This is a genomic window from Streptomyces sp. NPDC050504, assembly GCF_044458065.1.
Lineage (GTDB): Bacteria > Actinomycetota > Actinomycetes > Streptomycetales > Streptomycetaceae > Streptomyces.
The window spans coordinates 600,609-625,660 of record NZ_JBITHO010000003.1; the positions used below are offsets into that span (position 1 = coordinate 600,609).

At 72.3% G+C, this 25,052-nt stretch carries 19 protein-coding genes and 1 tRNA gene; 13 read left to right on the forward strand and 7 right to left on the reverse strand.

All coding sequences use genetic code 11. The features are described 5' to 3' along the window. The 9 genes from ACIBNE_RS13775 to ACIBNE_RS13815 are packed head-to-tail and all read left to right on the forward strand — an operon-like array spanning position 1 to position 9,302. The gene (locus ACIBNE_RS13775; protein WP_399271573.1) at positions 1-2,556 is read left to right on the forward strand and encodes a beta-ketoacyl synthase N-terminal-like domain-containing protein; all 2,556 of its coding nucleotides are present in this window, start codon (positions 1-3) and stop codon (positions 2,554-2,556) included. Further along, the gene (locus tag ACIBNE_RS13780) at positions 2,553-2,759 is read left to right on the forward strand and encodes an MbtH family protein (protein WP_399271572.1); all 207 of its coding nucleotides are present in this window, start codon (positions 2,553-2,555) and stop codon (positions 2,757-2,759) included. Before ACIBNE_RS13775 ends, ACIBNE_RS13780 begins: the two co-directional genes overlap by 4 nt. Next, positions 2,756-3,643 (forward strand): 3-hydroxyacyl-CoA dehydrogenase family protein, encoded by an 888-nt coding sequence (locus ACIBNE_RS13785; RefSeq protein ID WP_399271571.1) that lies wholly within the window; start codon positions 2,756-2,758, stop codon positions 3,641-3,643. The genes ACIBNE_RS13780 and ACIBNE_RS13785 overlap by 4 nt, the downstream gene beginning before the upstream one ends. After that, positions 3,640-3,906: an acyl carrier protein gene (locus tag ACIBNE_RS13790; protein ID WP_399271570.1), complete on the forward strand. Its 267-nt coding sequence runs from the start codon at positions 3,640-3,642 to the stop codon at positions 3,904-3,906. The genes ACIBNE_RS13785 and ACIBNE_RS13790 overlap by 4 nt, the downstream gene beginning before the upstream one ends. Next, complete coding sequence (locus ACIBNE_RS13795) at positions 3,903-5,051, forward strand: acyl-CoA dehydrogenase family protein (protein WP_399271569.1); 1,149 nt, start codon at positions 3,903-3,905, stop codon at positions 5,049-5,051. Before ACIBNE_RS13790 ends, ACIBNE_RS13795 begins: the two co-directional genes overlap by 4 nt. Next, the gene (locus tag ACIBNE_RS13800) at positions 5,048-6,034 is read left to right on the forward strand and encodes a 3-oxoacyl-[acyl-carrier-protein] synthase III C-terminal domain-containing protein (protein WP_399271568.1); all 987 of its coding nucleotides are present in this window, start codon (positions 5,048-5,050) and stop codon (positions 6,032-6,034) included. Before ACIBNE_RS13795 ends, ACIBNE_RS13800 begins: the two co-directional genes overlap by 4 nt. Beyond that, positions 6,031-7,110, forward strand: coding sequence for an HAD-IIIC family phosphatase (locus tag ACIBNE_RS13805; RefSeq protein ID WP_399271567.1), 1,080 nt, complete (start codon positions 6,031-6,033; stop codon positions 7,108-7,110). Before ACIBNE_RS13800 ends, ACIBNE_RS13805 begins: the two co-directional genes overlap by 4 nt. A gap of 28 nt (positions 7,111-7,138) precedes the next feature. After that, complete coding sequence (locus ACIBNE_RS13810) at positions 7,139-8,395, forward strand: MFS transporter (RefSeq protein WP_399271566.1); 1,257 nt, start codon at positions 7,139-7,141, stop codon at positions 8,393-8,395. 34 nt (positions 8,396-8,429) lie between these two features. After that, positions 8,430-9,302: an alpha/beta fold hydrolase gene (locus ACIBNE_RS13815; protein WP_399271565.1), complete on the forward strand. Its 873-nt coding sequence runs from the start codon at positions 8,430-8,432 to the stop codon at positions 9,300-9,302. 43 nt (positions 9,303-9,345) lie between these two features. Here ACIBNE_RS13815 and ACIBNE_RS13820 read toward each other — a convergent pair whose 3' ends face one another. The 6 genes from ACIBNE_RS13820 to hppD form a co-directional block, all read right to left on the reverse strand. Next, on the reverse strand, positions 9,346-11,322 hold the full coding sequence (locus ACIBNE_RS13820) for a GTP-binding protein (protein ID WP_399271564.1): 1,977 nt from the start codon (positions 11,320-11,322) through the stop codon (positions 9,346-9,348). A gap of 125 nt (positions 11,323-11,447) precedes the next feature. Then, complete coding sequence (locus ACIBNE_RS13825) at positions 11,448-15,188, reverse strand: amino acid adenylation domain-containing protein (protein ID WP_399271563.1); 3,741 nt, start codon at positions 15,186-15,188, stop codon at positions 11,448-11,450. Beyond that, a complete protein-coding gene (locus ACIBNE_RS13830; RefSeq protein ID WP_399271562.1) occupies positions 15,185-15,898 on the reverse strand; it encodes a 4'-phosphopantetheinyl transferase in 714 nt (237 codons plus the stop codon). Before ACIBNE_RS13830 ends, ACIBNE_RS13825 begins: the two co-directional genes overlap by 4 nt. Beyond that, on the reverse strand, positions 15,891-17,102 hold the full coding sequence (locus tag ACIBNE_RS13835; protein ID WP_399271561.1) for an acetyl-CoA carboxylase biotin carboxylase subunit family protein: 1,212 nt from the start codon (positions 17,100-17,102) through the stop codon (positions 15,891-15,893). The genes ACIBNE_RS13830 and ACIBNE_RS13835 overlap by 8 nt, the downstream gene beginning before the upstream one ends. After that, positions 17,095-18,231, reverse strand: coding sequence for an alpha-hydroxy acid oxidase (locus ACIBNE_RS13840; RefSeq protein WP_399271560.1), 1,137 nt, complete (start codon positions 18,229-18,231; stop codon positions 17,095-17,097). Before ACIBNE_RS13840 ends, ACIBNE_RS13835 begins: the two co-directional genes overlap by 8 nt. Before the next feature lie 13 nt (positions 18,232-18,244). Next, positions 18,245-19,312, reverse strand: coding sequence for a 4-hydroxyphenylpyruvate dioxygenase (gene hppD, locus ACIBNE_RS13845; protein ID WP_399271559.1), 1,068 nt, complete (start codon positions 19,310-19,312; stop codon positions 18,245-18,247). Between the two features lie 234 nt (positions 19,313-19,546). On the opposite strand from hppD, the gene ACIBNE_RS13850 reads away from it, so the two are divergent. Genes ACIBNE_RS13850 through ACIBNE_RS13860 form a run of 3 tightly spaced genes read left to right on the forward strand, consistent with a single transcriptional unit; the run spans position 19,547 to position 23,640 of the window. Then, positions 19,547-20,920: a PLP-dependent aminotransferase family protein gene (locus tag ACIBNE_RS13850; protein ID WP_399271558.1), complete on the forward strand. Its 1,374-nt coding sequence runs from the start codon at positions 19,547-19,549 to the stop codon at positions 20,918-20,920. A gap of 40 nt (positions 20,921-20,960) precedes the next feature. After that, a complete protein-coding gene (lat, locus tag ACIBNE_RS13855; protein ID WP_399271557.1) occupies positions 20,961-22,292 on the forward strand; it encodes an L-lysine 6-transaminase in 1,332 nt (443 codons plus the stop codon). A gap of 22 nt (positions 22,293-22,314) precedes the next feature. Next, positions 22,315-23,640, forward strand: coding sequence for a PLP-dependent aminotransferase family protein (locus tag ACIBNE_RS13860; RefSeq protein ID WP_399271556.1), 1,326 nt, complete (start codon positions 22,315-22,317; stop codon positions 23,638-23,640). Between the two features lie 122 nt (positions 23,641-23,762). On the opposite strand, the gene ACIBNE_RS13865 is transcribed toward ACIBNE_RS13860, so the two are convergent. Next, positions 23,763-23,845, reverse strand: a tRNA-Leu gene (locus ACIBNE_RS13865). A 352-nt stretch (positions 23,846-24,197) separates the two neighbouring features. Between ACIBNE_RS13865 and ACIBNE_RS13870 the strand changes: the two genes are divergently transcribed. Beyond that, on the forward strand, positions 24,198-25,052 hold the full coding sequence (locus tag ACIBNE_RS13870; protein ID WP_399271555.1) for an FhaA domain-containing protein: 855 nt from the start codon (positions 24,198-24,200) through the stop codon (positions 25,050-25,052).

Here is a 25,052-nt window from a genome sequence, read left to right on the forward strand (position 1 = left end):
ATGACCACGAGGGAACCCATAGCGATCGTAGGGGCAGCACTGCGGTTGCCCGACGCCGATTCGCTTGAGGAACTGGCGGCCAATCTCGACGCGGGCCACGACAGCGTGCGCCCGGTGCCGGACGAGCGGCTCGCGCTCAGCGGCGCCGCCTTGGGCGTCGAGCGACAGCTGCTCGCGCCGCTGTCCGGGGTCGACCGCTTCGACCACGAGTTCTTCCGGATCTCGCTGCGCGAGGCGCAGTTCATGGCGCCCGAACAGCGCATCGCGCTCCAGCTCAGCTGCGCCGCGATCGAGGACGCCGGATACGCGCTCGGCGACCTCAGGGGCAGCAGGACCGCGGTCGTGTTCGCCGGAGGCCCCTCCGACTACCCGGAGCTGGTTCCGGACGGCGGCGACGAGCTGCTGACGCTGCTGGGCACCGGGACGCCTTCGCTGTGCGGCCGGATCTCCTACCTGCTCGGGCTGAACGGGCCCTCGACCGCGCTGGACACCGGCTGCTCGGCCGGGCTGGTCGCCGTCGACCAGGCGGCCAAGCTGCTGCGCGACGGGGACTGCGAGCAGGCGCTGGTCGGCGCCGTGAGCGTGCACAGCACCTTCGCCACCGAGGGGGACCGCGAGCGCTTCGCCGAGGTCCTGGCCACGGGCGGGCGCAGCCGTGCCTTCGACGCGGACGCCGACGGCGCCGGTGACGGCGAGGGCGGGGCCGTGTTCGTGCTCAAGCTCCTCTCCGCGGCGCAGCGCGACGGCGACGACGTCCGGGCGGTGATCGTCGGCAGCGCCGTCAACCACAACGGCGACCGGTCCAACGGGCTGAGCGCGCCCAGCGCCGCCGCCCAGGCCGAGCTGATCGTCTCCGCCTGGGAGCGGGCCGGACTGCACCCCTCGCAGGCCGGTTACATGGAGGCGCACGGCTCGGGCACCCGCCTCGGCGACATGATCGAGATCGACGGGCTGCGCCGGGCGATGGGGCAGCTCGACGGGGAGCCGGTGCCCGTGGGCTCGATCAAGACGAACATCGGGCACCTGGACCGCGCGGCCGGCCTGGCCGGGCTGGCGAAGGTGGTCGCGCAGCTGCGGTACGAGACGATCTACCGCTCGCTGCACTTCGACGCCCCGAGCCCGCTGATCGACTTCGCGACCTCTCCGGTGCGGGTGGCCACCGAGTCCGCGCCCTGGCCCGCGACGTCCCCGCGCCACGCGGGCGTCAGCTCGTTCAGCATGTCGGGGACCAACGCCCACCTGGTGCTCGCCGGTGCGCCCGCGCCCGCCGCCGCGCCCGCGCCGTGGGCCGGGCAGGGCGTGGCGACGCTGTCCGCCCGTTCCTGGTCGGCGCTGGGCCGGTACTGCGAGGCCCTCGCGAAGCACCTGGACGCGCCGCGGCCCGGACACGCGGAGGACCTGGCCGACGTGCTGCACGTGCTCAACCGCGGCCGCGACCACCTGCCCCACCGGGTGGCGCTGGCCGTCGCCGACCGGGCCGACCTGGTCGAGGGGCTGCGCGCGGCGGCGGCCCGGCTGGCCGACCGGGCGAACGAGCCCGCCGCGCCGGTCCGCCGCGTGGTGTGGACCTGCCCCGACGGCATCAACGCCGACGACGCCGACGCCGCACGGGCGCTGGCCGCCCGGTGGCCCGCGTACGCCGAAGCCGTCGCCGAGTGCGGCGAGCGGGCGCCGGACGGCCTCGACGCCGCCGACCTGGAGTGGTTCGCGCACCAGTACGCCGCCGCGCGGCTGACCGCCCGGCTCGGGGTGCCCTTCGCGCACGTCGTGGGCACCGGCCGCGGCGCGCTCGTCGCGCTCGCCCTCAACGGTGACCTGGAGCTGGCCGAGGCACTGCGCAGGCTCGCGGACGGGGACGTTCCCGCCGCGGCCGAACCGGCCGTTCCCGCGTGGCTGCTCTTCGAGTCGCTCGTGGTGTCCGGCCCCGACCAGGAGGTGCCGGTCTTCGAGGGCCCCGCGGGCACCGTGCGGGTCGGGTGGAGCGCCCGGTCCGTACCCGAGACGGTCGCCGCGCTCTACGAGGCCGGTGTGGACCTGGCGTGGGACGGGGCCGACGCGGGCCGTCGGCGCCGCGTCGCGCTGCCCACCTACCCGTTCGAGCCGACGCACGTGTGGATCCGCGAACCGGTCGCCGTCACCGGGGAACCGGACACGGGCGGAACGGACGGGACGGGCGGAACGGACGGGACGGGGGAGACCTGCGAGGTCGCCGCGGCGGCCTGCGCGCTGGAGGCCGAGGTGTGCAGCCTCGACTCCGCCGAGATCGACCCGGCCGAGGCCGAGACGGGCCCGCTGGAGACCGCCGACTACGAGCGCGTGATCCGTACGGTGTGGGGCGACGTCCTGGGCATCGACGACGTCGCCGTCGGGTCGGACTACTTCAACCTGGGCGGCACGTCGGCGATGGCCCTCCAGATGCTGACCACCATGCGCCGCCGCTTCGGCGTCCGCATGAAGCTCGTCGACCTGTACGACAACCGCACGGCACGCGAGTTCGCCGCCCGGGTCGCCGAACTGCGCGACGAGGCGGCCTCGAAGGCAGGGAGCACGTCATGACGGAACGGATGTTCCACGTAGTGGTCAACGCCGAGGAGCAGCACTCCCTGTGGCCGGTCGGCCGCGACCTGCCGGCCGGCTGGTCGGCGGTGTCGGGACCCGACACCGAGTCGGAGTGCCTGGCCCACATCGAGTCGGTGTGGCCCGACATCACTCCTCGCAGCGTGCGTGACCGGCTGACCGAACAGGGGGTACGAGGATGAGTACGACGAGCAGGCCCGGGGAGGGCTCCCGGGTGGGGGTCGTCGGTGCCGGGGTGATGGGCATCGGCGTCGCCGAGGAGTGCGCGCGGGCGGGGTACGCGGTGACCCTGGTCGACGTGGATCGGGAGCGGCTGGCGGCGGCCGGGGACGCCCTGCGCCGCGCGGCGCTCGTCGACCGGCTGCGCGATCCGAAGGGCGAGCACGACAACTGGCCGGCCCGGATCGACTTCGGCACCGACGACACCCGGCTGACGGGCGTTTCGCTGGTCCTGGAGAACGTCACCGAGGACCCCGGCACGAAGACGGCGGTGCACCGCCGCCTCGACGAGCTGTGCCCCGGCGTGCCGGTCGTCGTGAACACCTCGGTCATCCCCATCACCTGGCTGGCCGGACACACCGAGGACCCCTCGCGGTTCGTCGGCGTGCACTTCATGAACCCCGTACCGGCCAAGCCGCTGGTCGAGGTGATCCGCGGCGAGCTGACCTCCGACGAGCACGCCGACGCGGTGCTGGACTTCCTCCGCTCGATCGGCAAGGACTGGGTCCCGGTCGCCGACTCGCCCGGCTTCGTCTCGAACGCCATCTTCATGACGGTGATCAACTCCGCCGCCGAGCTGGTGGAGACGGGCGTCGCGGACGTCGAGGGCGTCGACCGGGTGTTCCGCGAGTGCTTCGGCCACCCGATGGGCCCGCTGGAGTCCGCGGACCTGATCGGCGTCGACACCGTCGTGCGGTCCCTGCACATGCTGCAGAAGTTCGTCGACGTCGGCCGCTACGAGCCGAGCGTCGGCCTCACCCGCCTCGTCGACGAGGGCCGCGTCGGCCGCCGGGTCGGCGAGGGCTTCTATCAATACGCGAGTGGACGAGCGGGAGCGCGATCGTGAGCAACAACCTGAGCACCGAGGTCGTCGGCGGAGAGCTGTGCGACTTCCTGAAGGACACCCTGCGGCAGCCGGTCGAGGTCGGGGACGACATCTTCGCCCTCGGCATGGCCAACTCGATGTTCGCCCTCGAACTGATCGTGTACATCGAGAGCCGCTACGGGCTGACGCTGGAGGGCGAGGACCTCACCCGCGACAACTTCCGCTCCGCGCAGGCGATGGCGGAGCTCGTGGTGAAGCGCGCGGCGGCGGTGGGCAGCCAGTGACGAACGGCTTTCAGGAGGAGGCCGACCTCGTGCGGTTCGCCGCCGAGGCCGTCGCACCCCGAGCCGCCGCGTCGGACCTGAGCGCCACGCTCGCCCCGGAGACGATCGCCGCGCTCGCCGGTGCCGGACTGCTCGGCGCGGCGATACCCGTGCGGTACGGGGGGCTCGGCTTCACCGAGACCCGCTTCGGCGAACTGTGCGCGGCCGTCGGCGCCTGGTGCACCTCCACCCGGGCACTGCTCACCGTCCAGGACATGGTCGCCGGGGCGCTGCTGCGCAGCGGCAGCGCCGCGCAGCGGGAGAAGTGGCTGCCCCGGCTCGCCAGTGGCGAGGCGATCGCGGCGTTCGCCCTCACGGAGCCGGACGTCGGGAGCGACGCCGCCGCCGTGTCCGCGCCGCTGACCCGGACGGACGACGGCTGGCTGCTGGACGGCGCCAAGCGCTGGGTGAGCCTCGGGGCGGTCGCCGACGTCTACCTCGTCGTGGCGCGCGCCCCCGAGGGGCCGACCGCGGTGCTGGTCGAGCGCGGCGCGCCGGGGCTGAAGGTCGAGCCCAACGGGGAGGGGGCGCTGGGGATGCGGGCCGCGATGACGGCCCACCTCACCTTCGACTCCTGCCCCGTGGCGCCGCAGGACGTCGTGGGCGGCATCGGCGCGGGCTTCACGTTCGTGGCAGGCCCCGCGCTGGACCGCGGGCGGCACAGCGTGGCCTGGGGCAGCGTCGGGCTCGCCGAGGGCGTCCTGCGCGAGGCCACCCGCCACGCGTCGAACCGCCGCCAGTTCGATGCCGCGCTCACCGAACACCAGCTGGTCCGCGCCCTGTTGAGCGACATGCTCGTCAGCGCGCGGTCCGCGCGGCTCGCCTGCCGCGCCGCCGCCGAGTCGCGCGAGCGGCGCGACGCGGACGCGACGCTGGACACCGTACTGGCCAAGTACACGGCGGCCAGGGCCGCGTTCGACAACGCGGCCGCCGCCGTGCAGGTGCTCGGCTCGCACGGCTGCGAGAGCGGGTCCCTGGTCGAGCGCATGTACCGGGACGCGAAGATCCAGCAGCTCATCGAGGGCACGGAGCAGATGGCGCAACTCCAGTTGTGGGAACTCGCGGTGCGCGACGAGCGCAGGCACGAGCGGGTGGTCGCGTCATGACCGGGATCGGCGCCGTGACCGGGATCAGCGCCATGGACGTGTGGCTGCCGCCCGAGACGCTGGCCGTGCCGCGGCTTCCGGAACTGGAGACCCATCCCGCGACGCACCGCCAGGCCGTCGCCGCGTTCGGCATCGAGACGGTCCGGGACGCCGCCGGGCGCTCCGCGACCGACCTCGCGGTCGAGTCGGTGAAGCGCCTGGTCGCGCGGGACGACGTGGACGCCTCCGGCATCGGGGCGCTCCTCGTCGTGGGCTCCCGCGCGCCCGAGTACCTGATGAGCTCGGAATCGACCCGGATCACCCGGGAGGCCGGACTGGACGTCGGCCTGTCGTTCTCGGTGTCCGACCTGGGCTGCGTGTCGATCTCGGCCGCCCTGCTCACCGCGTCCGCGCTGCTGTCCGCCACCCCCGACTGGTCGAGCGTGCTCATCGCGCACGGCTGCGTCCCGCCGGGTCCCTCGCGGCTGCGCTACCCCGTCACCGTCAACGGCGACGCCGGCCTGGCGCTGCTGGTGCGGCGCGAGGAGCGCATGCGGGTCCTGGACGTCGCCGTCGAGACCGACGGGTCCTTCTGGGACCTGTTCCGGGTCGACTACCGCGACGTCCCCTCGCAGCAGTGGCACGAGGAGTGCACGGACCTCCAGCGCTACTCCTTCGAGCTGGCGCTGCAGAGCAGGACGCGGCTGCGCAAGCTCAACGAGCTGGTGCTCGCCCGGCAGGGCCGCACCTTCGCCGACGTCGACCACGTGGTGATGCAGAACCTGTCCGTGGGCGCCTTCCGGTTCTACGAAGAGACGTTCGACGTCGAGATCGCCCGCGCGTGCTACGACAACCTGCGCGCCTTCGGCCACCTCGGCTCGATCGACATCGTCGCGAACCTCGCTTCGGGCGTGCGGTCAGGAGAGTTCGCCGAGGGCGATCTCGTACTCGTAATGAACAACAGCCCTGCTGCGGCATGGAGCTCGATGTTGGTGGAGATATGACGTCCCAGGAACCGGCACAGTTCGTGAAGTGCCTCGTGTGGGATCTCGACGACACTCTGTGGCGCGGGACCCTCAGCGAGGGCGACGAGCCCGTACTCGACGAGGCGACCGTCCAGGTCATCCGCACGCTCGACGAGCGCGGCATCCTGCACTCGATCGCGTCGGCCAACGACGCCGACCTGGCGCTGGCCGCGCTCGAACGGCTCGGCCTGGCCGAGTACTTCCTCGTCCCGCAGATCGGCTGGGGCGCGAAGTCCGCCTCGGTGCAGGCCGTGGCGGACGCGCTGAACATCGGCGTCGACTCGCTCGCCTTCGTCGACGACCAGCCGTTCAACCTGGAGGAGGTCGCGCACTCGATCCCCTCGGTCCGCTGCCTGCCCGCGGACCTGGTGCCGCACCTGGCCGAACTGCCCGAGTTCAACCCGCCGCTCAGCGCGGAGAGCGGCTCGCGGCGGGCGATGTACCGCAGCATGCACACCCGCGACGCGGCCGAGCGCGACTTCGACGGGCCCCCGCAGCGGTTCCTCGACGGCCTGGGGATGGTGTGCACCGTCGCGGCGGCGGCCCCCGACGACCTCGCCCGCGCCGAGGAACTGACCATCCGCACGCACCAGCTCAACACGACCGGCATCGCCTACAGCCGCGAGGAGCTGCGCGAGCTGGCGACGTCCGCATCGCACCGGGTGCTGGTCGCCGGCCTCGAAGACCGCTACGGGTCCTACGGGACCATCGGCCTCGCCGTGCTGGACGTCGCCGACGCCGACGGCTGGACGCTCGAACTGTTCCTGCTCTCCTGCCGCGTCCTGACGCGCGGGGTGAGTTCGGCGCTGCTCGCCGCGCTCGCCGAGGAGGCGCGCGAGCGGGGCCTGCCGCTGCGGGCCAGGTTCCGGCCCAACGAGCGCAACCGGGCGATGCACGTCGCCCTGCGGTTCGCCGGGTTCGAGCAGGTCACCGACGAGGACGGCACCCTGCTGCTCGAACAGCGCAAGCCGATCACGGCCGCGCACAGCATCGACCTGCGGGGCCTGGCCGGGGCAGTGGGTAGGGTCCCCGTCGACGCCGGCGGTCCCGCGTGACCCGGTCGGGGCCCTCAGAGGAACGGACATGATGGCGAAGAACTCACTTTTGCGGGACCCCACCTTCGCGAAGTACTGGTCGGGGCAGGCCGTTTCCCTCACGGGCTCGGCCATGATCCCCGTCGTGATGCCGCTGATCGCCGCGCTCACGCTGCACGCGAGCGGTCTTGAGGCCTCCGTGGTCTCGGCGGCCTCGCTGCTGCCCGGCATGCTGTTCATGCTGCCGATCGGCGCGCTCATCGAGAACCTGCCGAAGCGGCTGGTGATGATGTGGGCCGACCTCGCGGAGTCGGCGGCGCTCGTCGTCGTACCGGTGCTGTGGTGGGCGGACATGCTGTCCATCGCCGCACTGTGCGTCGTCGGGTTCTTCGCCAGCACCTTCGGCATCGTCTCGCAGGTGGCGAACCAGGCGCTGACGCCCTACCTGGTGCGCGAGGACCAGCTGATCGAGGCGAACGCGAAGCTCACCCTGGCGGAGTCCACGGCCACCAGCGCGGGCCCCGCGGCGGCCGGCTTCCTCGTCGCGCGCCTCGGCGGCCCCGCCACCCTGGGCATCGCGGCCGTCGGCAGCTTCTTCAGCGCGGCGACCCTGGCGGTCATCCGGCCGCCGGAGCCGGCGCCCGACCCCGCGGCCAAGGAGCACGGCCTCTACCAGCTGATCGTGGCCGGGCTGCACTTCATCAAGAAGAACGCCGTCCTGCGCACGCTGATGGCCATCAACGCCGTCGACAACTTCTTCCTCGCCTGGATCCAGGCGATCCTGACCGTGTACTTCCTGCGGGAACTGCACTGGAACAGCGAGGCGGTGGGCCTCGTGCTGGGCGTCGCCGCGCTGGGCGGCGTCATCGGCTCGCTGTGCGCCAAGCGGCTGCACGACCTGCTGGGCACCTCCCGGCTGCTGCTGCTCGCGGTGAGCGCGGGCGCGCCCACCGAGGCCGTGGTGCTGCTCCTGGAGCCGGGCACGGCGGGCAAGGTGGTCGCCTGCGCGGCCCAGTCGGTGGCCATCTTCTTCACGGTCTGCTACTCGGTCACCTCGCGCACCCTGCGGCAGATCGAGTCGCCCGACAACATGCGCACCCGCATCACCGCGGCGCACCGCTGGGTCAGCGTGGCCCTGCTGCCGCTGGGCGCCCTGCTGGGCGGTGTGGCGAGCTCGCTGTTCGGCCTGTACACCGCCATCGCCTGCGGCTGCGCCGGGCTGGTGTGCGCGCCCCTGCTGGCGTGGTTCTCGCCGCTGCGCCGGGCCGAGACCCCGTCGAGTCCATCGGAGGTCAAGACCTCGTGATCCAGCGCCCCGTATCCGGAGAGGACATGAGCCCGTGACGTACCGCACCGAGTTCTTCCACACCTACGACGGGCTGCGGCTGGCCTACCACGTCATCGGGACCGGGCGGCCGATCGTCGTGCTGCCCACGGGACCCGGGCTGCTGCCCGACTACCTGGGCGACCTGGGCGGGCTGCCGCGGCTGACCAACCGGTCGCTGGTCTTCCTCCAGCTGCGCGGTTCGGGCGTGTCCGAGATACCGGACGACCCGGCCACCTACCGGTGCGACCGGATGGTGGAGGACGTCGAGGCGCTCCGCCGCCACCTCATGCTCGACCGCATGGACCTGATCGCCCACTCCCAGGCGGGCGACCTGGGTCTGATGTACGCGGCCAGGCACCCCGACCACCTGGCCAGCCTCGCCCTGGTGACGCCGGTGATGAACGCCATCGGCGTGGAGCCGTCGGCGGACGAGATGCGCGAGTCCATGAAGCTGCGCAGGAACGAGCCGTGGTACGAAGCGGCGGCGGACGCGATCCTGCAGGCCCTGGACGGGGACGCCAGCATGGAACTGCGGGCCAGCTACGTGCCGTTCTTCTACGCGCGGTGGGACCCGGAGGCGCACGCGCACTCCGAGCTCAACAGCGAGCGCGCCACCAGGGTGGAGGCCGGGTTCATCGTCGACGGGATGTTCACGCCCGAGGAGACGCGCCGGGCCCTGTACGCGATGGAGGCGCCGGTGCTGGTCCTGGTCGGCGAGATCGACCTGGCGCCGACCGTGGAGCTGGCGGGCCGGGCCGTGAAGCTGTTCACCGACGGGCAGTTGGTCGTGCAGCCGGGCGCCGCCCACATGCCGTGGGTGGACGACCCGGTCTGGTTCTGCAACGAGATGGCCCGGTTCCTGAAGACCTCCGTCGGCGCGCGGTAGGCCACCGGCCGGTCCCCGCCGCGGCGGGGACCGGCCGCGGTCTTCAGATCCGGCCGAACGCCCGCAGCAGGTACTCCTTGCGGTTCAGCGGGTTGGCGTCGGTGCGGCGGCGCTCGGGCACCGGCCCCGAGACGGGCTGGTGACTGTCGAACCAGGTGGTCAGGACGCCCTCGCCCTGGCTCAGTCCGGGCAGCCGCCGCTCGAACTCCTGCACCGTACGGGCCGGGATGGTGCCCTCGACCAGGCACGTGCTGCCCTGGACCTTCGTCGCGTCCGGTACCGCGCCGCACTCGGTCAGGTTCAGCAGCACGGCGTTGGAGTTGTCGCCCGGCACCTCCAGTTCGAACCTGCTCACCGGCTCGAAGACCCGCGTGCCCGCCTGCTGGAGCGCGTTCATCAGCACCAGCGGGGTCACCTTGCGGAAGTCACCGGCCGCGCTGACGGGGCTGGCGAAACCGGTCTCGGTCAGCGTCACCAGCACGTCGAGCACCTCCCAGCCGTACAGCCCCTGCTTCAGGGTGGAGCGCACCGCCTCGTCGATCGCCTTGTGGAAGGCGTGCGGCAGGGAGCCCAGTTCGACCGACCGCCGGAAGACCACGCCCGAGCCGGGCTCGCCCGGCTCCACCCGCAGCCCGACCGTGGCCCAGAAGACCGTCCTGCCCTTGCCCTCGATCTGCTCCACGCACTCGCCGACCCCCACGGGCCGCTCCACGCAGACGGTCCTGGTGCCCTCGAACTCCACGTCGAGCTTGTAGTCGTCGGCGAGGATGGACTTGATGACCTCCTTCTGCACCTCCCCGTACAGGGAGACGGAGATCTGCTGCTCCTCGTCGTCCTTGCGGATGTTGATGAAGGGGTCCTGGTCGGCGAGCTGGGTCAGCGCGTCGAAGAGCTGCGGCACGAGGCCGTGCCCGACGGGCCTGACGACCGCCTCCAGGCTCGGCGCCGCGAACAGGTGCTCGTTGCGCGGCCCGTCGTCCGTGCCGAGCCGGTCCCCGATGCGGATGTCCTTCAGGCCCCACACCACGGCGATGTCGCCCGCCGACGCGTCCGTCCGCAGCGCCTCGGGGCCCCGGTGGAACACCTCGACCGCCGTGGGCCTGCCGGACAGTTCGGTGACGGCGCCGTGCCGGTCCCGCCGGTGGAAGCGGACCTGGGTACGGGCCTTGAGCTCCCCCGAGTGCAGGCGCACGTAGGCCGCCTTCTCCCCGGCCCAGCCCCGCTTGATCTTGAACACCGTGCCGCACAGCGCCGCGCCGGGGTCGGCGGGCGCGGCCGGCAGCAGGCCGGTGATCCCCGCGACGAGTTCGTCGATGCCTGCGCCGGCCACGGCCGATCCGAAGAACACCGGGTACAGCCGCGCCTCGCGGACCTGCCGGGCCAGCTCGGTGCGGTAGTCCCGCTCGTCCAGGGCCTGTTCGTCGGCCAGGTAGCGGGTCAGGAAGGCGTCGTCGTGCTCGGCGAACGCCTCGGCCAGGTCCGCGGCGAAGCCCTCGTCCGCCACGCTCCGCGGCACGGCGCGCGCCTGCCGCGTGCCGGGCTCCTCCACCCGCGTCATCGGGACGACGACGGGGGCGAGTTCGGTGCGGATGGACTCCAGCAGGTCTTCCGTACGGGCCCCCAGCCGGTCGATCTTGTTCACGAACAGGAGGGTCGGCATGCGCATCTTCACCAGGGTGCGCATCAGCAGCCGGGTCTGGGCCTGGACGCCCTCCACCGCGGAGACCACCAGGACGACCCCGTCGAGCACGCCGAGGGCCCGCTCCACCTCGGAGATGAAGTCCGGGTGGCCCGGCGTGTCGATGAGGTTGACCTTGACGTCGCCGACGGTGAAGGACACCACCGCGGACTGGATGGTGATGCCGCGCTCGCGTTCCAGGGCGTGCGAGTCCGTCTGGGTGTCGCCCCCGTCGACGCTGCCGACGCGGTCGATGACACCGGCCGTGTACAGCAGCCGCTCGGTCAGGCTGGTCTTGCCCGCGTCGATGTGGGCCAGGATGCCGATGTTCACGGTCGTCATGGCGTGCTTCCCCCAGGGTTCTCACGGATGCGCCGTCCGGGGCGCCCCGCGGGGCGCCCCGGACGGCGGGGTCGGGCTCGGACGGTCGGCGGGACGGGCCTTGGAAAGCCCGTGCCCGAAGGCCCTCAGCCGGTTTCGGCCGGTGCCCCGGGGGCCGGGCTCCCCGCGTCGTCCAGCTGGTCCACCCACGCGGCGATCGCCGCGACGGTGGGCATCCGTTCGAGGGCGGCGGCGTCGAACTCGACGTCCAGCGCCGTGCGGACGCGGTTGACCAGCCGGGCGGCGGCCAGCCGGTCGCCGCCGAGGCCGAAGAAGTCGTCGTCGGGGCCGACCGCGAGGTCGGGACTGCGCAGACTGTCGGCGAACAGCTCGGCGAGCAGCTCCTCGGTCTCCCCCTCAAGCGGGCGCGGGCCCGCGTGGGGCGCGGGCGCGATCGGGGCGTCCGGCTCCGCGGCGCACTGGCCCAGCAGCTCGACGAGCCGGGCCACGAGCGCCTCGACGGTCGCGGCCTCGAACAGCGTGCTGTCGTACTCGACGACGCCGGTCAGGCCCTGCGCCCCGGCCGTCTCCTCCTGCGCCGCGTCGAGGAACGTGATGTCCAGGTCGAACTTGGCCGTGCCGTTGTCGACCTGCTCGGCGACGCACTCCACCCCGGCCAGGCGCAGCCGCTCGGCCGGGCCCTGCTGGAAGGACATCATGGTCTGGAACCCGGCGCCCTGCCCGAGGTTGCGCGGCAGGTCCAGCGCGTCGACGACCGCGTCGAACGGGATCAGCGCGTGCGAGAACGCCTCGGTGTCCCGGCGGGCCAGCTGCGCGACCAGCTCGCGGAAGGTCGGTTCGCCCGACACGTCGGCCCGCAGGATCACCGTGTTGACGAAGAACCCGACGAGGTCGTCGAGCACGGCCGCGTCGCGGCCCGCGACGGGCACGCCGATCGGCACGTCGTCCCCCGCCCCGAAGTCGCGCAGCAGGACGGAGACCGCCGCGTGCAGGGGGGCGTACCCGGTGGTGCCGCACGACCGCGCGAGGTCCAGCAGCCCCCGGTGGACGTCCGCGCCGACCGTGAAGTGGGCCCGCGCCCCCACCCGCCGGTCATCGTCGACCGCCCGCGGACGGTCGACCGGTACGGCCGCGTCGGCGGGCGCGTCGGCCAGTGACGCGGTCCAGTGGTCGAGGTCGGCCTGGAGCCGCGGGTGCCTGGAGCCGTCCCGTCCGGCGAGCAGCCTGCGCTGCCACAGGCTGTAGTCGCCGTACTGCACGGCGAGCGCGGGCCAGGACGGTTCGGTGCCCGAGGTGCGGGCGGTGTACGCCTCGCCCAGGTCGCGCAGGAGCGGGCGCAGCGACCAGCCGTCGGCCGCGATGTGGTGGACGACCAGCACCAGCGTGGACTCGTGGGCGTCCGGACCCGTCCGCAGCAGCCGGGCGCGCAGGGGCACTTCGGCGGTCAGGTCGAAGCTGTACCGGCAGGCTTCGTGGACGGCCGCGGCCGTCCCGTCGGCGCCGACCTCCTCGACGGTCAGGCAGGGCGCGAGTCCGTCGGGGTCGAGCACCCGCTGGAAGGGGACGCCGTCCTTCTCGCCGAAGACGGTGCGCAGGCTCTCGTGCCGGGTCAGCACGTCCGTCAGCGCCCCGGCGAGCGCGTCCGTGTCCACCCGTCCGGTCAGCCGCCAGACCAGGGGGATGTTGTACGCGGGGCTCGGGCCGTCCAGCCGGTGCAGGAACCACAGCCGGGCCTGGGCCGAGGAGAGCGGCACGCGCCGGGGCCTGGGGAGCGCGACGAGCGGCGTCAGCTGTGCGCCCCGGCCGCTCTCGATGAGCTCGGCGAGTCCGGCGGCGGTGGGCGCGTCGAAGACCGCCCGGAAGCCGACCTCGACGCCGAGCGCCTCGCGGATGCCGTTGGTCATGCGGGTGGCCAGCAGGGAGTTGCCGCCCAGCTCGAAGAAGTTGTCGTCGACGCCGACCTGTTCGTGGTGGAGCAGCTGGGAGATCAGCCCGGTCAGCACCCGCTCGGTCGCGGTGAGCGGGCGCGCGTTCGGGGCCGGCCGGTGCTCGGGGACCCGCTGGGTGACCAGGGCCGCCCGGTCGATCTTGCCGCTCCCCGTCATCGGCAGCCGGTCCAGGGGCACCCAGGCGCTCGGCACCATGTAGGTCGGCAGCTCGCGCCGCGCGTACGCGCGCAGTTCCGTCAGGTCCGTCAGGTCGGCCGACCGTCCCGGCCTGGCCACGAAGAAGGCCACCAGCCGCAGTTCCGCGCTGTTGGCGTCCCCGGCCGACCCGTCCAGCGGCTGGGCCACCACCGCGCACTGCGCGACGGCCGGGTGCGCCGCCACGGCGGCCTCGATCTCGCCGAGTTCGGCCCGGATGCCGCGGATCTTGATCTGCTGGTCGCCGCGGCCGATGTAGTCCAGGCTGCCGTCGGGCCGGCGGCGCACGAGGTCGCCTGTGCGGTACATGCGGGACCCCGCCCGCACCGCGCCCGCGGGACCGGCCGGATCGGGGAACGGGCAGGCGACGAACCGCGACGCCGTCAGGCCGGGCCTGCCGTGGTAGCCGCGCGCCACGCTGCCGCCCGCGACGTACAGCTCGCCGACCGTGCCGTCGGGCACCGGCTCCAGCCGCTCGTCCAGGACGTGGAGGCCCGTTCCCCGGACCGCCGACCCGATCGGGGGCGTCCGGTCGCCGTCCGGCTCCAGCTCGCACGTGGTGACGCAGACGGTCGTCTCGGTCGGCCCGTAGATGTTGATGAAGGTACGGCCCGGCGCCCACCGCCTGACCAGCGCGGCGGGGCATGCCTCGCCGCCCGATATCAGCACTTCGAGCGCGCCGCCCGGCAGGACGGGCTCGCCCTCCGGCGGCGTGATCGCGACCAGGGAGGCGGGCGTGGCGAAGGTGTGCGTCACGGCCGTGCGCACCAGCACCTCGGCGAGGTCCTCGTGGCGGCCGCGCGGGATCACCAGGGTCGCGCCGTGCGCGAACGCCAGCAGGAGTTCGAGGACGGCCGCGTCGAAGCTGGGGGAGGTCTGCTGCAGCACGCGGCTGGTGGGCTTCGTCCCGGCGCTCGCGGTGAACCGGCCGAGCAGGTCGGCGAGTCCGCGGTGGGTGACCGTGACGGCCTTGGGCCTGCCCGTCGAGCCGGAGGTGTAGATGAGGTAGCAGGGGTGGCCCGGGCGGAGCGCGGTGGTGCGGTCGGCCGGGGCGAAGGGCCGCGGCGGGAGCGGCTCCGCCGGGCCGGCCACGGCGCCCGTGCCGTCCAGCGTCAGGGTGGGCCCGGTGATCGTCGCTGCGGCCTCAGCGGCCGGTACGAGGGTCAGGGCCGGGTCCGCGTCCTGGAGCATGAACTCCAGGCGCCGCGCGGGGTAGTCCAGGTCGAGCGGCAGGTAGGCGGCGCCCGCCTTGGCGATGGCGAGCGCGGCGACGACGAAGGCGATGCCCCGGGGCATCGCGACCGCCACGATCGACTCGGGCCCGATCCCGCGCCCGCGCAGCTCCCAGGCCAGCAGGTCGGAGCGGCTGCCGAGTTCGGCGTAGGTCAGCACGGTCGGGCCGTGCTCGCCCTCCTGTTCCACCGCGACGGCGTCGGGGGTCAGCGCCACCTGCGTCGTGAGCAGGTCGGCCAGGCTCGGCTGTGTCCCGTCGGCCTCGTCCGCCGCGTCCGCCGCGTCCGCCGCGTCCGTTCCCGTACGCAGGCTCACGGGGCGGTCGTCGGTCCACGAGCGCTCGACGAAGTCGAGGCAGTCGGCCGCCCGCCCCTCGAAGACGGGGCGCCAGCCGGGCGGCACCGGGGTGTCCGCAGGCCACAGGCTGTGCTGGTCCTCGTCGTTGACCAGCACCAGGCGCGCCGCGTCAAGGTCGTCGAATGGATTCATTGGTTCACCTTGCCTGTGTCGGCCGACGGGTCCGTGGGCCGTGCGGGCCCCACGACGACCGCGGCAACCACGAGATCGTCATCGAAGTGGTAGCGCCCGGAGAATTCCGAACGAGGTGCGTCCGCGGCCAGGACGTGGCCGACGAAGGCGTGCCGCGCGGGGTCGATGGTCACCTCCACGTCGTGGAAGTCCAGCCAGCGACGGGTCATCGGGTACCACGCCTTGTAGAGCGCCTCCTTGGCGCAGAACACCAGCGTGGGCCAGGCCGCGCCGGGTTCGTGCCGCCGGAGGTCGGCGAGCCGGTGCGCCTCGGCGGGGCGCAGCACCAGTTCGGCGACGCCGGGCGCCAGGTCGCGGTGGGGCTCGGCGTCGATGCCCAGGGCGAGCACGTCGCCGTACTCGGCCACGGCGGCCGCCCGGTAGCCGTCGCAGTGGGTGATGCTGCCGACGACGCCGGGCGGCCACACGGGGGCGCGGTCGCGGCCCCGGCCGACCGGGACGGGTGTCCGGCCGAGCCCGGCCAGGGCCTGGTGGGCGCAGCGCCTGGCCGTGAGGAACTCCCGGCGCCTGCTCTCCACCACCCCGGCGACGAGCTCGGCCTCGGCCTCGAACGCGTGGAGCGGTTCCAGGTCGCCGAACGCCTCGGCGGTCGACACCGCGGCCGGTACGACGGCCGCGAGCCGGCCCGCCCCGGAGAGCGGCTCAGGCATACTCGATCCAGTGGGCCGACTCGATCAGGTCGGTCAGCTCGGCGAGTTGCTCGTGGGTGTCCACCTGGCCGGACAGCGCGGCGACCGCGGACTGCGAGCCGGTCCGCCAGCTGACGTCCGCGCCCGCCTCGGTCAGGACCTGCACCCGCTCCACGCCCGGCAGCGTGCGCAGCACCGTGATGTCCCCGATCGCGGTGACCCGGCCGACGTGCATCGGCGGCACGATCAGGTAGTAGAAGACGACGGGGCCCGTGCCCAGCACGTCGGGGCGGGGCAGGGGGCGGCCCAGCGCGGCGGCGACGGCGGTCGCGACGGGGTCGCAGGTCGCCGAGCGCAGCGCGAGGTCGTCGGTCCAGCCGCCGAGCCGCCCGTTCACCTCGATCACCCGGGGCCCTTCGGCGGTCAGTTTGATCTCGACCTGTGCCATGCCGCCCCGGATGCCGACGGCGCGCACCGCGCGGCCCGACAGCTCGGTGAGCGTCCGGATCTCGTCCGCGGGCAGCACCGACCGCGCGCCGTACCCGCCGCGCTCGCGGAACGGCGTGGCGAGGGTGAACTTGCTGGTGACGAAGACGGGGACGACCTCGTCGCCGTCCACGACGCAGTCGACGGCCACGTAGTCGCCCCAGGGGTGCGGGGTGGGCCGTCCGACGAGCCGTTCCTCCAGGAGCAACTCGGATTCGAGCGCCAGCAGTTCGGTGACGACCCCGCGGGCCTCGTCGTGGGTCGTCAGTGCCACCGTGTTGCGGCTGGAGGCGCTGACGACGGGCTTGACGATCGCGGGGAGCCCCACTTCGGCGAGCGCGGCGTCGATCTCGTCGGCCGAGCGCACGGTCCGTGCGCGGATGCCGTCGACCCCGGCGGCCCGCAGCGCCTCGCGCTGGAGGTCCTTGCGGGTGATCGCGGGCACGGCCGCGAGGTCGTGGTGGGTCAGGCCGAGCGCGGCGGCGAGTTCGGCGGTGCGGCCGAGCTGGTACTCGCTGAAGGTGACGATGCCGTCGGGCTCGTACTCGCGCAGTTCGTCGACGTCGTCCAGGTCGACCACGGCGCCGAACGCCTCCAGGGTGGCCGCCATGTCCTGTGCGTGCGGGGTGTCGGCGAGCGCGAACAGCAGCGTGCAGTCGTGTTCCGCGGCCGCTTCCGCGATGCGCTCGGGGCCCGCGCTGCCGGCGTCGTAGACCACCAGTAGGACCTGCTTACCCATTGCGGTCGCCTCCTTCGGCAGACGTCGTCCGGACCGTCGGGGACAGGGTCCGCAGGTCGCGCGCCTGGGCGACCTCCGCGCACCCGGCCAGCCCGAGGGCGTCGCGGAACTCCTTCTTCAACAGTTCCAGCGTGTGGCGGGCCCCGGCCTCGCCGGCCGCGCCCAGTCCCCACAGCACCGGGCGGCCGACGAGCACCGCGTCGGCGCCCAGGGCCAGTGCCTTGAGCACGTCGACGCCGGAGCGCACCCCGCTGTCGAACAGGACGGCGCAGCGCTCCCCCACGGCCGCGCGGACGTCCGCCAGGCAGTCGACGGAGGCGGCGACGCCGTCCAGTTGCCGTCCGCCGTGGTTCGACACCACGATGCCGTCGGCCCCGCAGTCGGCGGCGCGCCGGGCGTCATCGGCGTCGAGGATCCCCTTGAGCACCAGCGGCAGGCGGGTGCGGGCGCGCAGGGCCTCGATGTCCCTCCAGTTCAGCGACGGGCTGAAGAGGTCGGCGGTGTGTTGGGCCACGGCCGATCCCGACGGCCGTACGGCGTCGTACTGGTCGGCGGCGGGCAGGTTCGCCGCGACGACGCCGGGGCCCACCGCGAAGTCGTTGCGGACGTCCCGCAGCCGTCGGCCCATCCACGGGACGTCGACCGTGACGACGAGCGCGTCGCACCCGGCCTCCTCGGCGCGGTGCACCAGTCCGTCGCGGGTCCGCTCCTCGCGCAGCCAGTAGAGCTGGAACCAGAGGGCGGCGCCCTCCGCGGCGATCGCCTCGATCGAGCGGCTGCTGAGCGTACTGACGCAGAGCGGCACGCCCGCGTCGCGGGCGGCCCGCGCCGTCGCCAGTTCGGCCTCTTCGTCGACCAGTTGGTGGTAGGCGATCGGCGCGACGGCGAGCGGCGCCGACGCCTCGCGCCCGAAGAGCGTCGTCCCGGTGGTGACGGCGGACACGTCGCGCAGCGCCCGCGGCACGATCCGGTGGGAGTCCAGTGCCGCGCGGTTGCCCGCGAGGGTCAGCTCCGCTCCGGCTCCGCCGTCGATGAAGTCCCGTACGTGCTCCGGGATCCGGCGGCGGGCGAGTTCGGCGACGTCCGCCACGGTCAGGGCGTCCGCCAGGCCGGGTGCGCCGTCCGGCACGGGCGGTGTCGTCTCAGGGCGAGGCAACGCGTTCCCCCTCGACCGCCTCGTACAGGGCCTTGATGTTGGAGCTGCCGAAGGTCCTGGCGCCCTGCCGTTCGATGACCTCGAAGAACAGCGTGCGCCTGGGGTGGATAGAGCGGGTGAAGATCTGGAAGAGCTGCCCGCCGTGGTCCTCGTCGACGAGGACGTTCAGTTCGCGCAGGCGCGGGACGGTGTGCCGGGGCGGGGCGACCCGCTCGGGCAGCCGCGTGTAGTACGCGTCGGGCGTGGACAGGAACTCGACGTCGTTCCCGGCGAGCGTGGTGACCGCGCGGACGATGTCGTCGACCGCCAGGGCCACGTGCTGCACGCCGGGCCCGCCGTGGCCGGCGAGGAAGTCGTTGATCTGGCCGTTCGCGGCGTCCGGATCGGGCGCGATGATCGTGAACGTCACGGTGCCCGAGGGGCTCTGCACGACCTTGGAGAGCATGGCCTGGGCGCCGACGACGATGCGCTCGGCGAATATCTCGGCGAACCCGAAGGCCCGCCCGTAGTACTCGACCGTCTCGTCGAGCCCGCCCTCGGCGACGATGACGGCGAAGTGGTCGGCCGCGAAGACCTCGAAGTCCCCGGCGGCCGGTGCCGCGGCGGGCGCGGTCGGCCGGTGGCCGGCGGGTATCGGGGCGGCCGTCCCCTCGCGCTGCACCAGGGTGTGCACGACGTCGCCGAAGCCGGAGACCTTCGCGACGCAGGCGATGCCCTCCTGCTCCGGCTCCCAGGGCTCGACGAGGCCGGTTCCGCCCGCGGCGACGACGCTCTCGTAGGCCTGCCGGACGTCGGGGGTGCGCAGGGCGATGTCGACGACCCCGTCGCCGCCGTGGGCCTTCACGTAGCCGGCGGCCGGGTGGTCGGGGGAAGCGGCCTCGGTGAGCACCAGGGTCATTCCGCCGCGGCGCAGGACGGCGGACCGGAATCCCGCCTCCGCCGACCCGCCCTCGGCCACCTGCTGGAAGCCGTACTGCTCGCACCAGACGCCCTGCGTCACGTCCAGGGTTTCGACGTACATTTCTATGCAGTCGAGATCGAAGCTGTTGGTCATCAGGCTCCTCACCTACGCCTCTGGACGCCCCGGGCAGAGCAAGCGCGCGAGCTGCCGCGGGTGCACCCTGGCCTCGCAAGGGGCGCCCGCCAAGATCAGGTTCAGAACATAGCCCATCGGATCTTGGAAGTCAGCTGTCTTCGAAGCCACAAAGGCCAGTTGGCGGACTCTTTGCTACCGCTCGCCGTGAGCCCGGCAAACGGGCGATCCGAAGGGTGGGGCTATCCTGCCCCGATGTTGGGTGAAATCAGCGCCGAAGGGCGCAGTGCCGCGTCGAGTGGTCCCGTACCGGACGCGAAGAACCGAGTGCTCGATCTTGAATTGGCTTCTCTGCACGGCTCGTTGACGGATCCGATGATGTCGTCCCTGAAGTTTCTCAACGAGGTTTCGAGTCGTTTCCCGGAAAGTATTTCCTTTGCCGCGGGACGGCCCACCGAGGATCATTTCGACACGGCGGACATCACCCGCTATGTCGAGATCTTCACCAACTACCTGCGCGCGCACCACGGGATGTCCGATGCGGAGGTGCGCAGCACGCTGCTCCAGTACGGCCGCACCAACGGAATCATCCACGAACTCGTCGCCCGGCAGCTGGAGGTCGACGAGGGGGTCCGGGTCCCGGCCGAGTCCGTCGTGGTCACCGTCGGCGCCCAGGAGGGCATGTTCCTGGTGCTGCGCGCGCTGTGCGCCGGGCCGCGGGACGCGGTGCTCAGCGTGTCGCCGACGTACGCGGGCCTGGCGGGCGCCGCCCGGCTGGTCGGCTGCCCCGTCGTGCCCGTGCGCAGCGGATCCACCGGCATCGACCTCGCCGACCTGCGGTTCAGGATCGAACAGACGCGCCGCGACGGCCTGCGCCCGCGCGCCCTGTACGTCATTCCGGACGCCGCGAACCCCACCGGCATCAGCCTCGACACGGCCACCAGGCACCGGCTGCTGGAGATCGCCGAGGCCGAGGACCTGCTCCTGCTCGAAGACAACGCGTACAGCGTCTTCGCGGGCCCCGGGGACCGGCTGCCCTCGCTGAAGGCGCTGGACGAGCGGCGCCGGGTGATCCGCATCGGCTCGTTCGCCAAGACGGTGTGGCCGGGCGCCAGGGTCGGCTACGTGCTCGCCGACCAGCTCGTGGGCGCGGCGGACGACGCCGCCCGCACCACGCTCCTGGCCGATCAACTCGGCGTCATCAAAAGCATGTTGACCGTCAATACCTCACCCGTGACACAAGCCCTGGTGGGCGGCGCCCTACTGGCCAACGGCAGCAGTCTGTTCACCGCGAACGAACGACAGAACGCTATCTATCAGCGCAATCTGGGGCTGGTGCTTGACGGACTCCGGATACGGTTGTCCAATGTGCCAGGCGTTTCGTGGAATTCGCCCTCCGGCGGCTTCTTCGTCACCTTGAGCGTGCCATTTCACGTGGATGCCGCGTCAGTTGAGGAGTCGGCCCGTACGCACGGTGTCCTATGGACCCCGATGTCCGCCTTCTACACGGACGGTGGCGGTACCAATGAGATTCGGTTGGCATTCAGCCAGATGCATCCGGAGACCATTGAGGAGGGCCTGGATCGGCTCGCCGGATTCATCCGCGCAGCCACTTCGGGAGACCACTGACAACAGTGGTAACTCGTAAGGATTCTTGTACAGTTCGGCCATGACGACACCTGTTGTGACTTCGAGCGACATCTCCGCCGGCCAGGTCCGTGAAACCATAGCCAGGCACATGCTTGCCGATGGCTACGAGCTGGTGCTTGACCTGGATGCCTCGCACGGCTCCTGGCTGGTGGACGGCCGTACCGGAGCTTCCTACTTGGATTTCTTCAGCTTCTTCGCCTCCCAGGCGCTGGGCATGAACCATCCGGCACTGGCGGGCGACGAGGCGTTCGTCGGGGAACTGGGCCGCGTCGCCGTCAACAAGCCCAGTAACACGGACATCTACTCCGTTCCCATGGCGCGTTTCGTCGACACGTTCGTCCGCGTGCTCGGCGACCCCGCACTGCCGCACCTGTTCTTCGTCGACGGCGGAACGCTCGCCGTGGAGAACGCCCTCAAGGTGTCCTTCGACTGGAAGAGCCGCTGGAACGAGGCGCACGGCATCGACCCCGCCCTGGGCACGAAGGTCCTGCACCTGGAGAACGCGTTCCACGGCCGTTCCGGTTACACGCTGAGCCTCACCAACACCTGCGACAAGAACAACGTCGCCCGGTTCCCGAAGTTCGACTGGCCGCGCATCCCGTCCCCGTCCATCAACGGGAACGACGACGTCGTCGCCGCCGAGGAGCGGGCCCTGGCGGCCGCGCGCCACGCGTTCGAGTCGAACCCGCACGACATCGCGTGCTTCGTCGCCGAGCCGATCCAGGGCGCCGGCGGGGACAACCACTTCCGCCCGGAGTTCCTCCAGGCGATCCAGGCGCTGTGCCGCGAGTTCGACGCGCTGTTCGTCATGGACGAGGTGCAGACCGGCGTCGCCATGACCGGCACCGCCTGGGCCTACCAGCAACTGGGCGTCCAGCCCGACATCGTCGCCTTCGGCAAGAAGGTGCAGGTCTGCGGCATCATGGCCGGCGGCCGCATCGACGAGGTCGGCGAGAACGTCTTCAACGTCTCGTCGCGGCTGTGCTCGACCTGGGGCGGGAACCTGACCGACATGGTGCGCTCCCGCCGCATCCTGGAGGTCATCGAGTCCGAGGGGCTCATCGAGCGCTCCGCCGAGCTCGGCGAGCACCTGCAGCAGGGGCTGGCCGCCCTCGCCCAGCGCCACGCCGTCATCAGCGACGTGCGCGGCCGCGGCCTGTTCTGCGCGCTCTCGCTGCCGACCACGGACATGCGCGACACCGTCCTCGCGCGGCTGCGCGAGGACGAGCGGGTGCTCGTCCCGGGCTCCGGGCCCACCAGCGTCCAGTTCCGCCCGGGGCTGACCGTGACGCGCGAAGAGCTGGACCACGGCATCGCCGCCCTGGACCGCGTGCTCACCGCACTGGCCTGACCGGGGAATGGGGGACACCGCCGTGACGTCCGACAACGGGGCCGCACCGCAGCAGGACGTCCTGCTGCACACATCGGCCCTCCACGGCTCGCTCGAAGACGCGTCGCTGAGCTCGATGAACTTCCTCAACGAGATCGCGCAGCGCTATCCGGACGCCGTCTCGTTCGCCCCTGGCCGCCCCTACGAGGGGTTCTTCGAGACCGACCTCGTCCACGACTACCTGCGCCGGTTCGAGCAGTACCTGAGGGAGGAGAAGGGGTACGACGAGGAGCAGGTCCGCCGCGTCCTCTTCCAGTACGGGCGCACCAAGGGGATCATCCACGAGCTGATCGCCCGGCACCTGGAACTGACCGAGGGCATCACCGTCGACCCGGATTCCGTGGTGGTCACCTCCGGCTGCCAGGAGGCGATGTTCCTGGTGCTGCGGGCGCTGCGCCGGGACGAGCGGGACGTCGTGCTCGCGGTGTCCCCCCAGTACGTCGGGTTCACGGGCGCCGCCCGGCTCCTGGACCTGCCGGTCCTGGAGGTCGCGGGCGGGGACCGCGGGGTGGACCTCGAAAGCGTGGCGGACGTCGTCGCCGGGGCCCGCGCACGGGGGCTGCGCCCGCGGGCGCTGTACCTCGTGCCGGACTTCTCCAATCCGTCGGGGGTGAGCCTGGACGTGGACACCCGCCACGCGCTGCTCGACCTCGCCGACCGGCTGGACCTGCTGCTCCTGGAGGACAACCCCTACGGATACTTCAGTGCCGACGGGGAACGCCTGCCGACCCTGAAGTCACTCGACACGAAGCACCGGGTCGTCCACCTCGGCTCGTTCGCGAAGACCGGTCTGCCCGGTGCCCGCATCGGGTACGCGGTCGCCGACCAGCCCGTGACCGGCGCCGACGGCGGCACGGGCCTGCTCGCCGATCAGCTGTCGAAGATCAAGAGCATGCTGACCGTGAACACCTCGCCCATCGCCCAGGCCGTGATCGCGGGCAAACTGCTGACGTACGGCTGCGACCTGCGCCGGGCGAACGAGCGGGAGATCGCGCTCTACCGGGAGAACCTCGAACGGCTGCTCGACCGCCTGGCCCGCCACTTCCCCCCGGAGGGCGGCTCCGGCGTGAGCTGGAACGTGCCGCGCGGGGGGTTCTTCCTGGTCGTCACGGTGCCCTTCGAGGCCGACGAGAAGCTGCTGGAGACCTCGGCGCGCGACCACGGCGTGCTGTGGACCCCGATGCGGCACTTCAGCACCGACCCCGCGGCCCTGTGCCAGATCAGGCTCTCGTTCAGTCTGGTCACCGGGGAGCGGATCGACCGGGGCGTGGAGCGGTTCGCCGATCTCGTCGCGCGACGGGCGGGCTGAGCCCGGAAGGAACACGGGCGGACCGCTGCCGGTCCGCCCGTGCCGGTGTTCTACGGGGAAAGTTTTACGGGAAAAGCGGAACGGCCGACATCGTGAATCCGATGTCGACCGTTCCGTCGAAGTGCGCGAGGGGGGATTTGAACCCCCACGTCCCGAAGGACACTGGCACCTGAAGCCAGCGCGTCTGCCGTTCCGCCACTCGCGCATGAGTGGTGTTGCTCGGGTTCCTTGCCTTGCGGCCCGTTCCCCTGGCGACGTCTGGAAGATTAGCACGCTGGACAGGGTGGATTCACATCCGTTGTTTCGGGGCCGCTCCGCCGGGCACCGGACTGTCGACCAGCGGCTCGGCGGAGGGGGGCCGACGGGAACCCCGGGGGCGCGCACCCACTCCTCCTGAGTGGACCCCGGGTGCGGGACACTGTCACGGGGCCGCCTCTACGATCCGTGTGAGAGGTGACACTCGTCCACCGGGCAGAGAAGGGGAACCAGCCGATTTCCCGACGCGTGGATACGATCAGTAAGCAGTACCAGCAGAGCTACGACGGAGGAGGTGCCCCATGGGAGTCCTGAAGCGTTTCGAGCAGCGTCTCGAAGGCCTGGTCAACGGCACCTTCGCCAAGGTCTTCAAGTCCGAGGTCCAGCCCGTCGAGATCGCCGGCGCCCTCCAGCGCGAGTGCGACAACAACGCGACGATCTGGAACCGCGAGCGGACCGTCGTACCCAACGACTTCATCGTCGAACTGAGCACGCCCGACTACGAACGGCTGAGCCCGTACTCGGGGCAGCTCGGCGACGAGCTGTCCGGACTCGTCCGCGACTACGCCAAGCAGCAGCGCTACACCTTCATGGGCCCCATCAAGGTCCACCTGGAGAAGGCGGAGGACCTGGACACGGGCCTCTACCGCGTCCGCAGCCGCACCCTCGCGTCGAGTTCGTCACAGCAGCAGGGCGCTGGCCCCGGGCCCGTGCCCGCCCGGCCGTCGGGCGCCCCCGGGGGCGGTCCCGGTGCGGGTGGGCAGAGCCACCCGGCCGCTCCCCCCATGCCCCCGGCGCCGCCCGGCGCGGGAGCACGTCCGGGGCAGGCCCCCGGAGACCGGCGCCCCGCGGCGCCCGGCCCGCTGCCGGGCGCGCAGGTACGGCGCTGGATCGAGATCAACGGCACCCGCCACCAGATCTCCCGCCCGACGCTGGTGCTGGGTCGCAGCACCGACGCCGACGTGCGGATCGACGACCCCGGCGTATCGCGCCGGCACTGTGAGATCCGGACCGGAACGCCCTCGACGATCCAGGATCTCGGGTCCACCAACGGCATCGTGGTGGACGGGCAGCACACCACCCGCGCTACGCTCCGCGACGGCTCGCGGATCGTCGTGGGCAGCACCACCATCGTTTACCGGCAAGCCGAAGGGTGA

Excerpts from the sequence above, each read along its gene's own strand:
- ACIBNE_RS13775 (WP_399271573.1), top strand. The coding sequence starts at position 1 with ATGACCACGAGGGAACCCATAGCGATCGTAGGGGCAGCACTGCGGTTG.
- ACIBNE_RS13780 (WP_399271572.1), top strand. The coding sequence starts at position 2,553 with ATGACGGAACGGATGTTCCACGTAGTGGTCAACGCCGAGGAGCAGCAC.
- ACIBNE_RS13785 (WP_399271571.1), top strand. The coding sequence starts at position 2,756 with ATGAGTACGACGAGCAGGCCCGGGGAGGGCTCCCGGGTGGGGGTCGTC.
- ACIBNE_RS13800 (WP_399271568.1), top strand. The coding sequence starts at position 5,048 with ATGACCGGGATCGGCGCCGTGACCGGGATCAGCGCCATGGACGTGTGG.
- ACIBNE_RS13805 (WP_399271567.1), top strand. The coding sequence starts at position 6,031 with ATGACGTCCCAGGAACCGGCACAGTTCGTGAAGTGCCTCGTGTGGGAT.
- ACIBNE_RS13810 (WP_399271566.1), top strand. The coding sequence starts at position 7,139 with ATGATGGCGAAGAACTCACTTTTGCGGGACCCCACCTTCGCGAAGTAC.
- ACIBNE_RS13820 (WP_399271564.1), bottom strand. The coding sequence starts at position 11,322 with ATGACGACCGTGAACATCGGCATCCTGGCCCACATCGACGCGGGCAAG.
- ACIBNE_RS13825 (WP_399271563.1), bottom strand. The coding sequence starts at position 15,188 with ATGAATCCATTCGACGACCTTGACGCGGCGCGCCTGGTGCTGGTCAAC.
- ACIBNE_RS13830 (WP_399271562.1), bottom strand. The coding sequence starts at position 15,898 with ATGCCTGAGCCGCTCTCCGGGGCGGGCCGGCTCGCGGCCGTCGTACCG.
- ACIBNE_RS13835 (WP_399271561.1), bottom strand. The coding sequence starts at position 17,102 with ATGGGTAAGCAGGTCCTACTGGTGGTCTACGACGCCGGCAGCGCGGGC.
- hppD (WP_399271559.1), bottom strand. The coding sequence starts at position 19,312 with ATGACCAACAGCTTCGATCTCGACTGCATAGAAATGTACGTCGAAACC.
- ACIBNE_RS13850 (WP_399271558.1), top strand. The coding sequence starts at position 19,547 with ATGTTGGGTGAAATCAGCGCCGAAGGGCGCAGTGCCGCGTCGAGTGGT.
- lat (WP_399271557.1), top strand. The coding sequence starts at position 20,961 with ATGACGACACCTGTTGTGACTTCGAGCGACATCTCCGCCGGCCAGGTC.
- ACIBNE_RS13870 (WP_399271555.1), top strand. The coding sequence starts at position 24,198 with ATGGGAGTCCTGAAGCGTTTCGAGCAGCGTCTCGAAGGCCTGGTCAAC.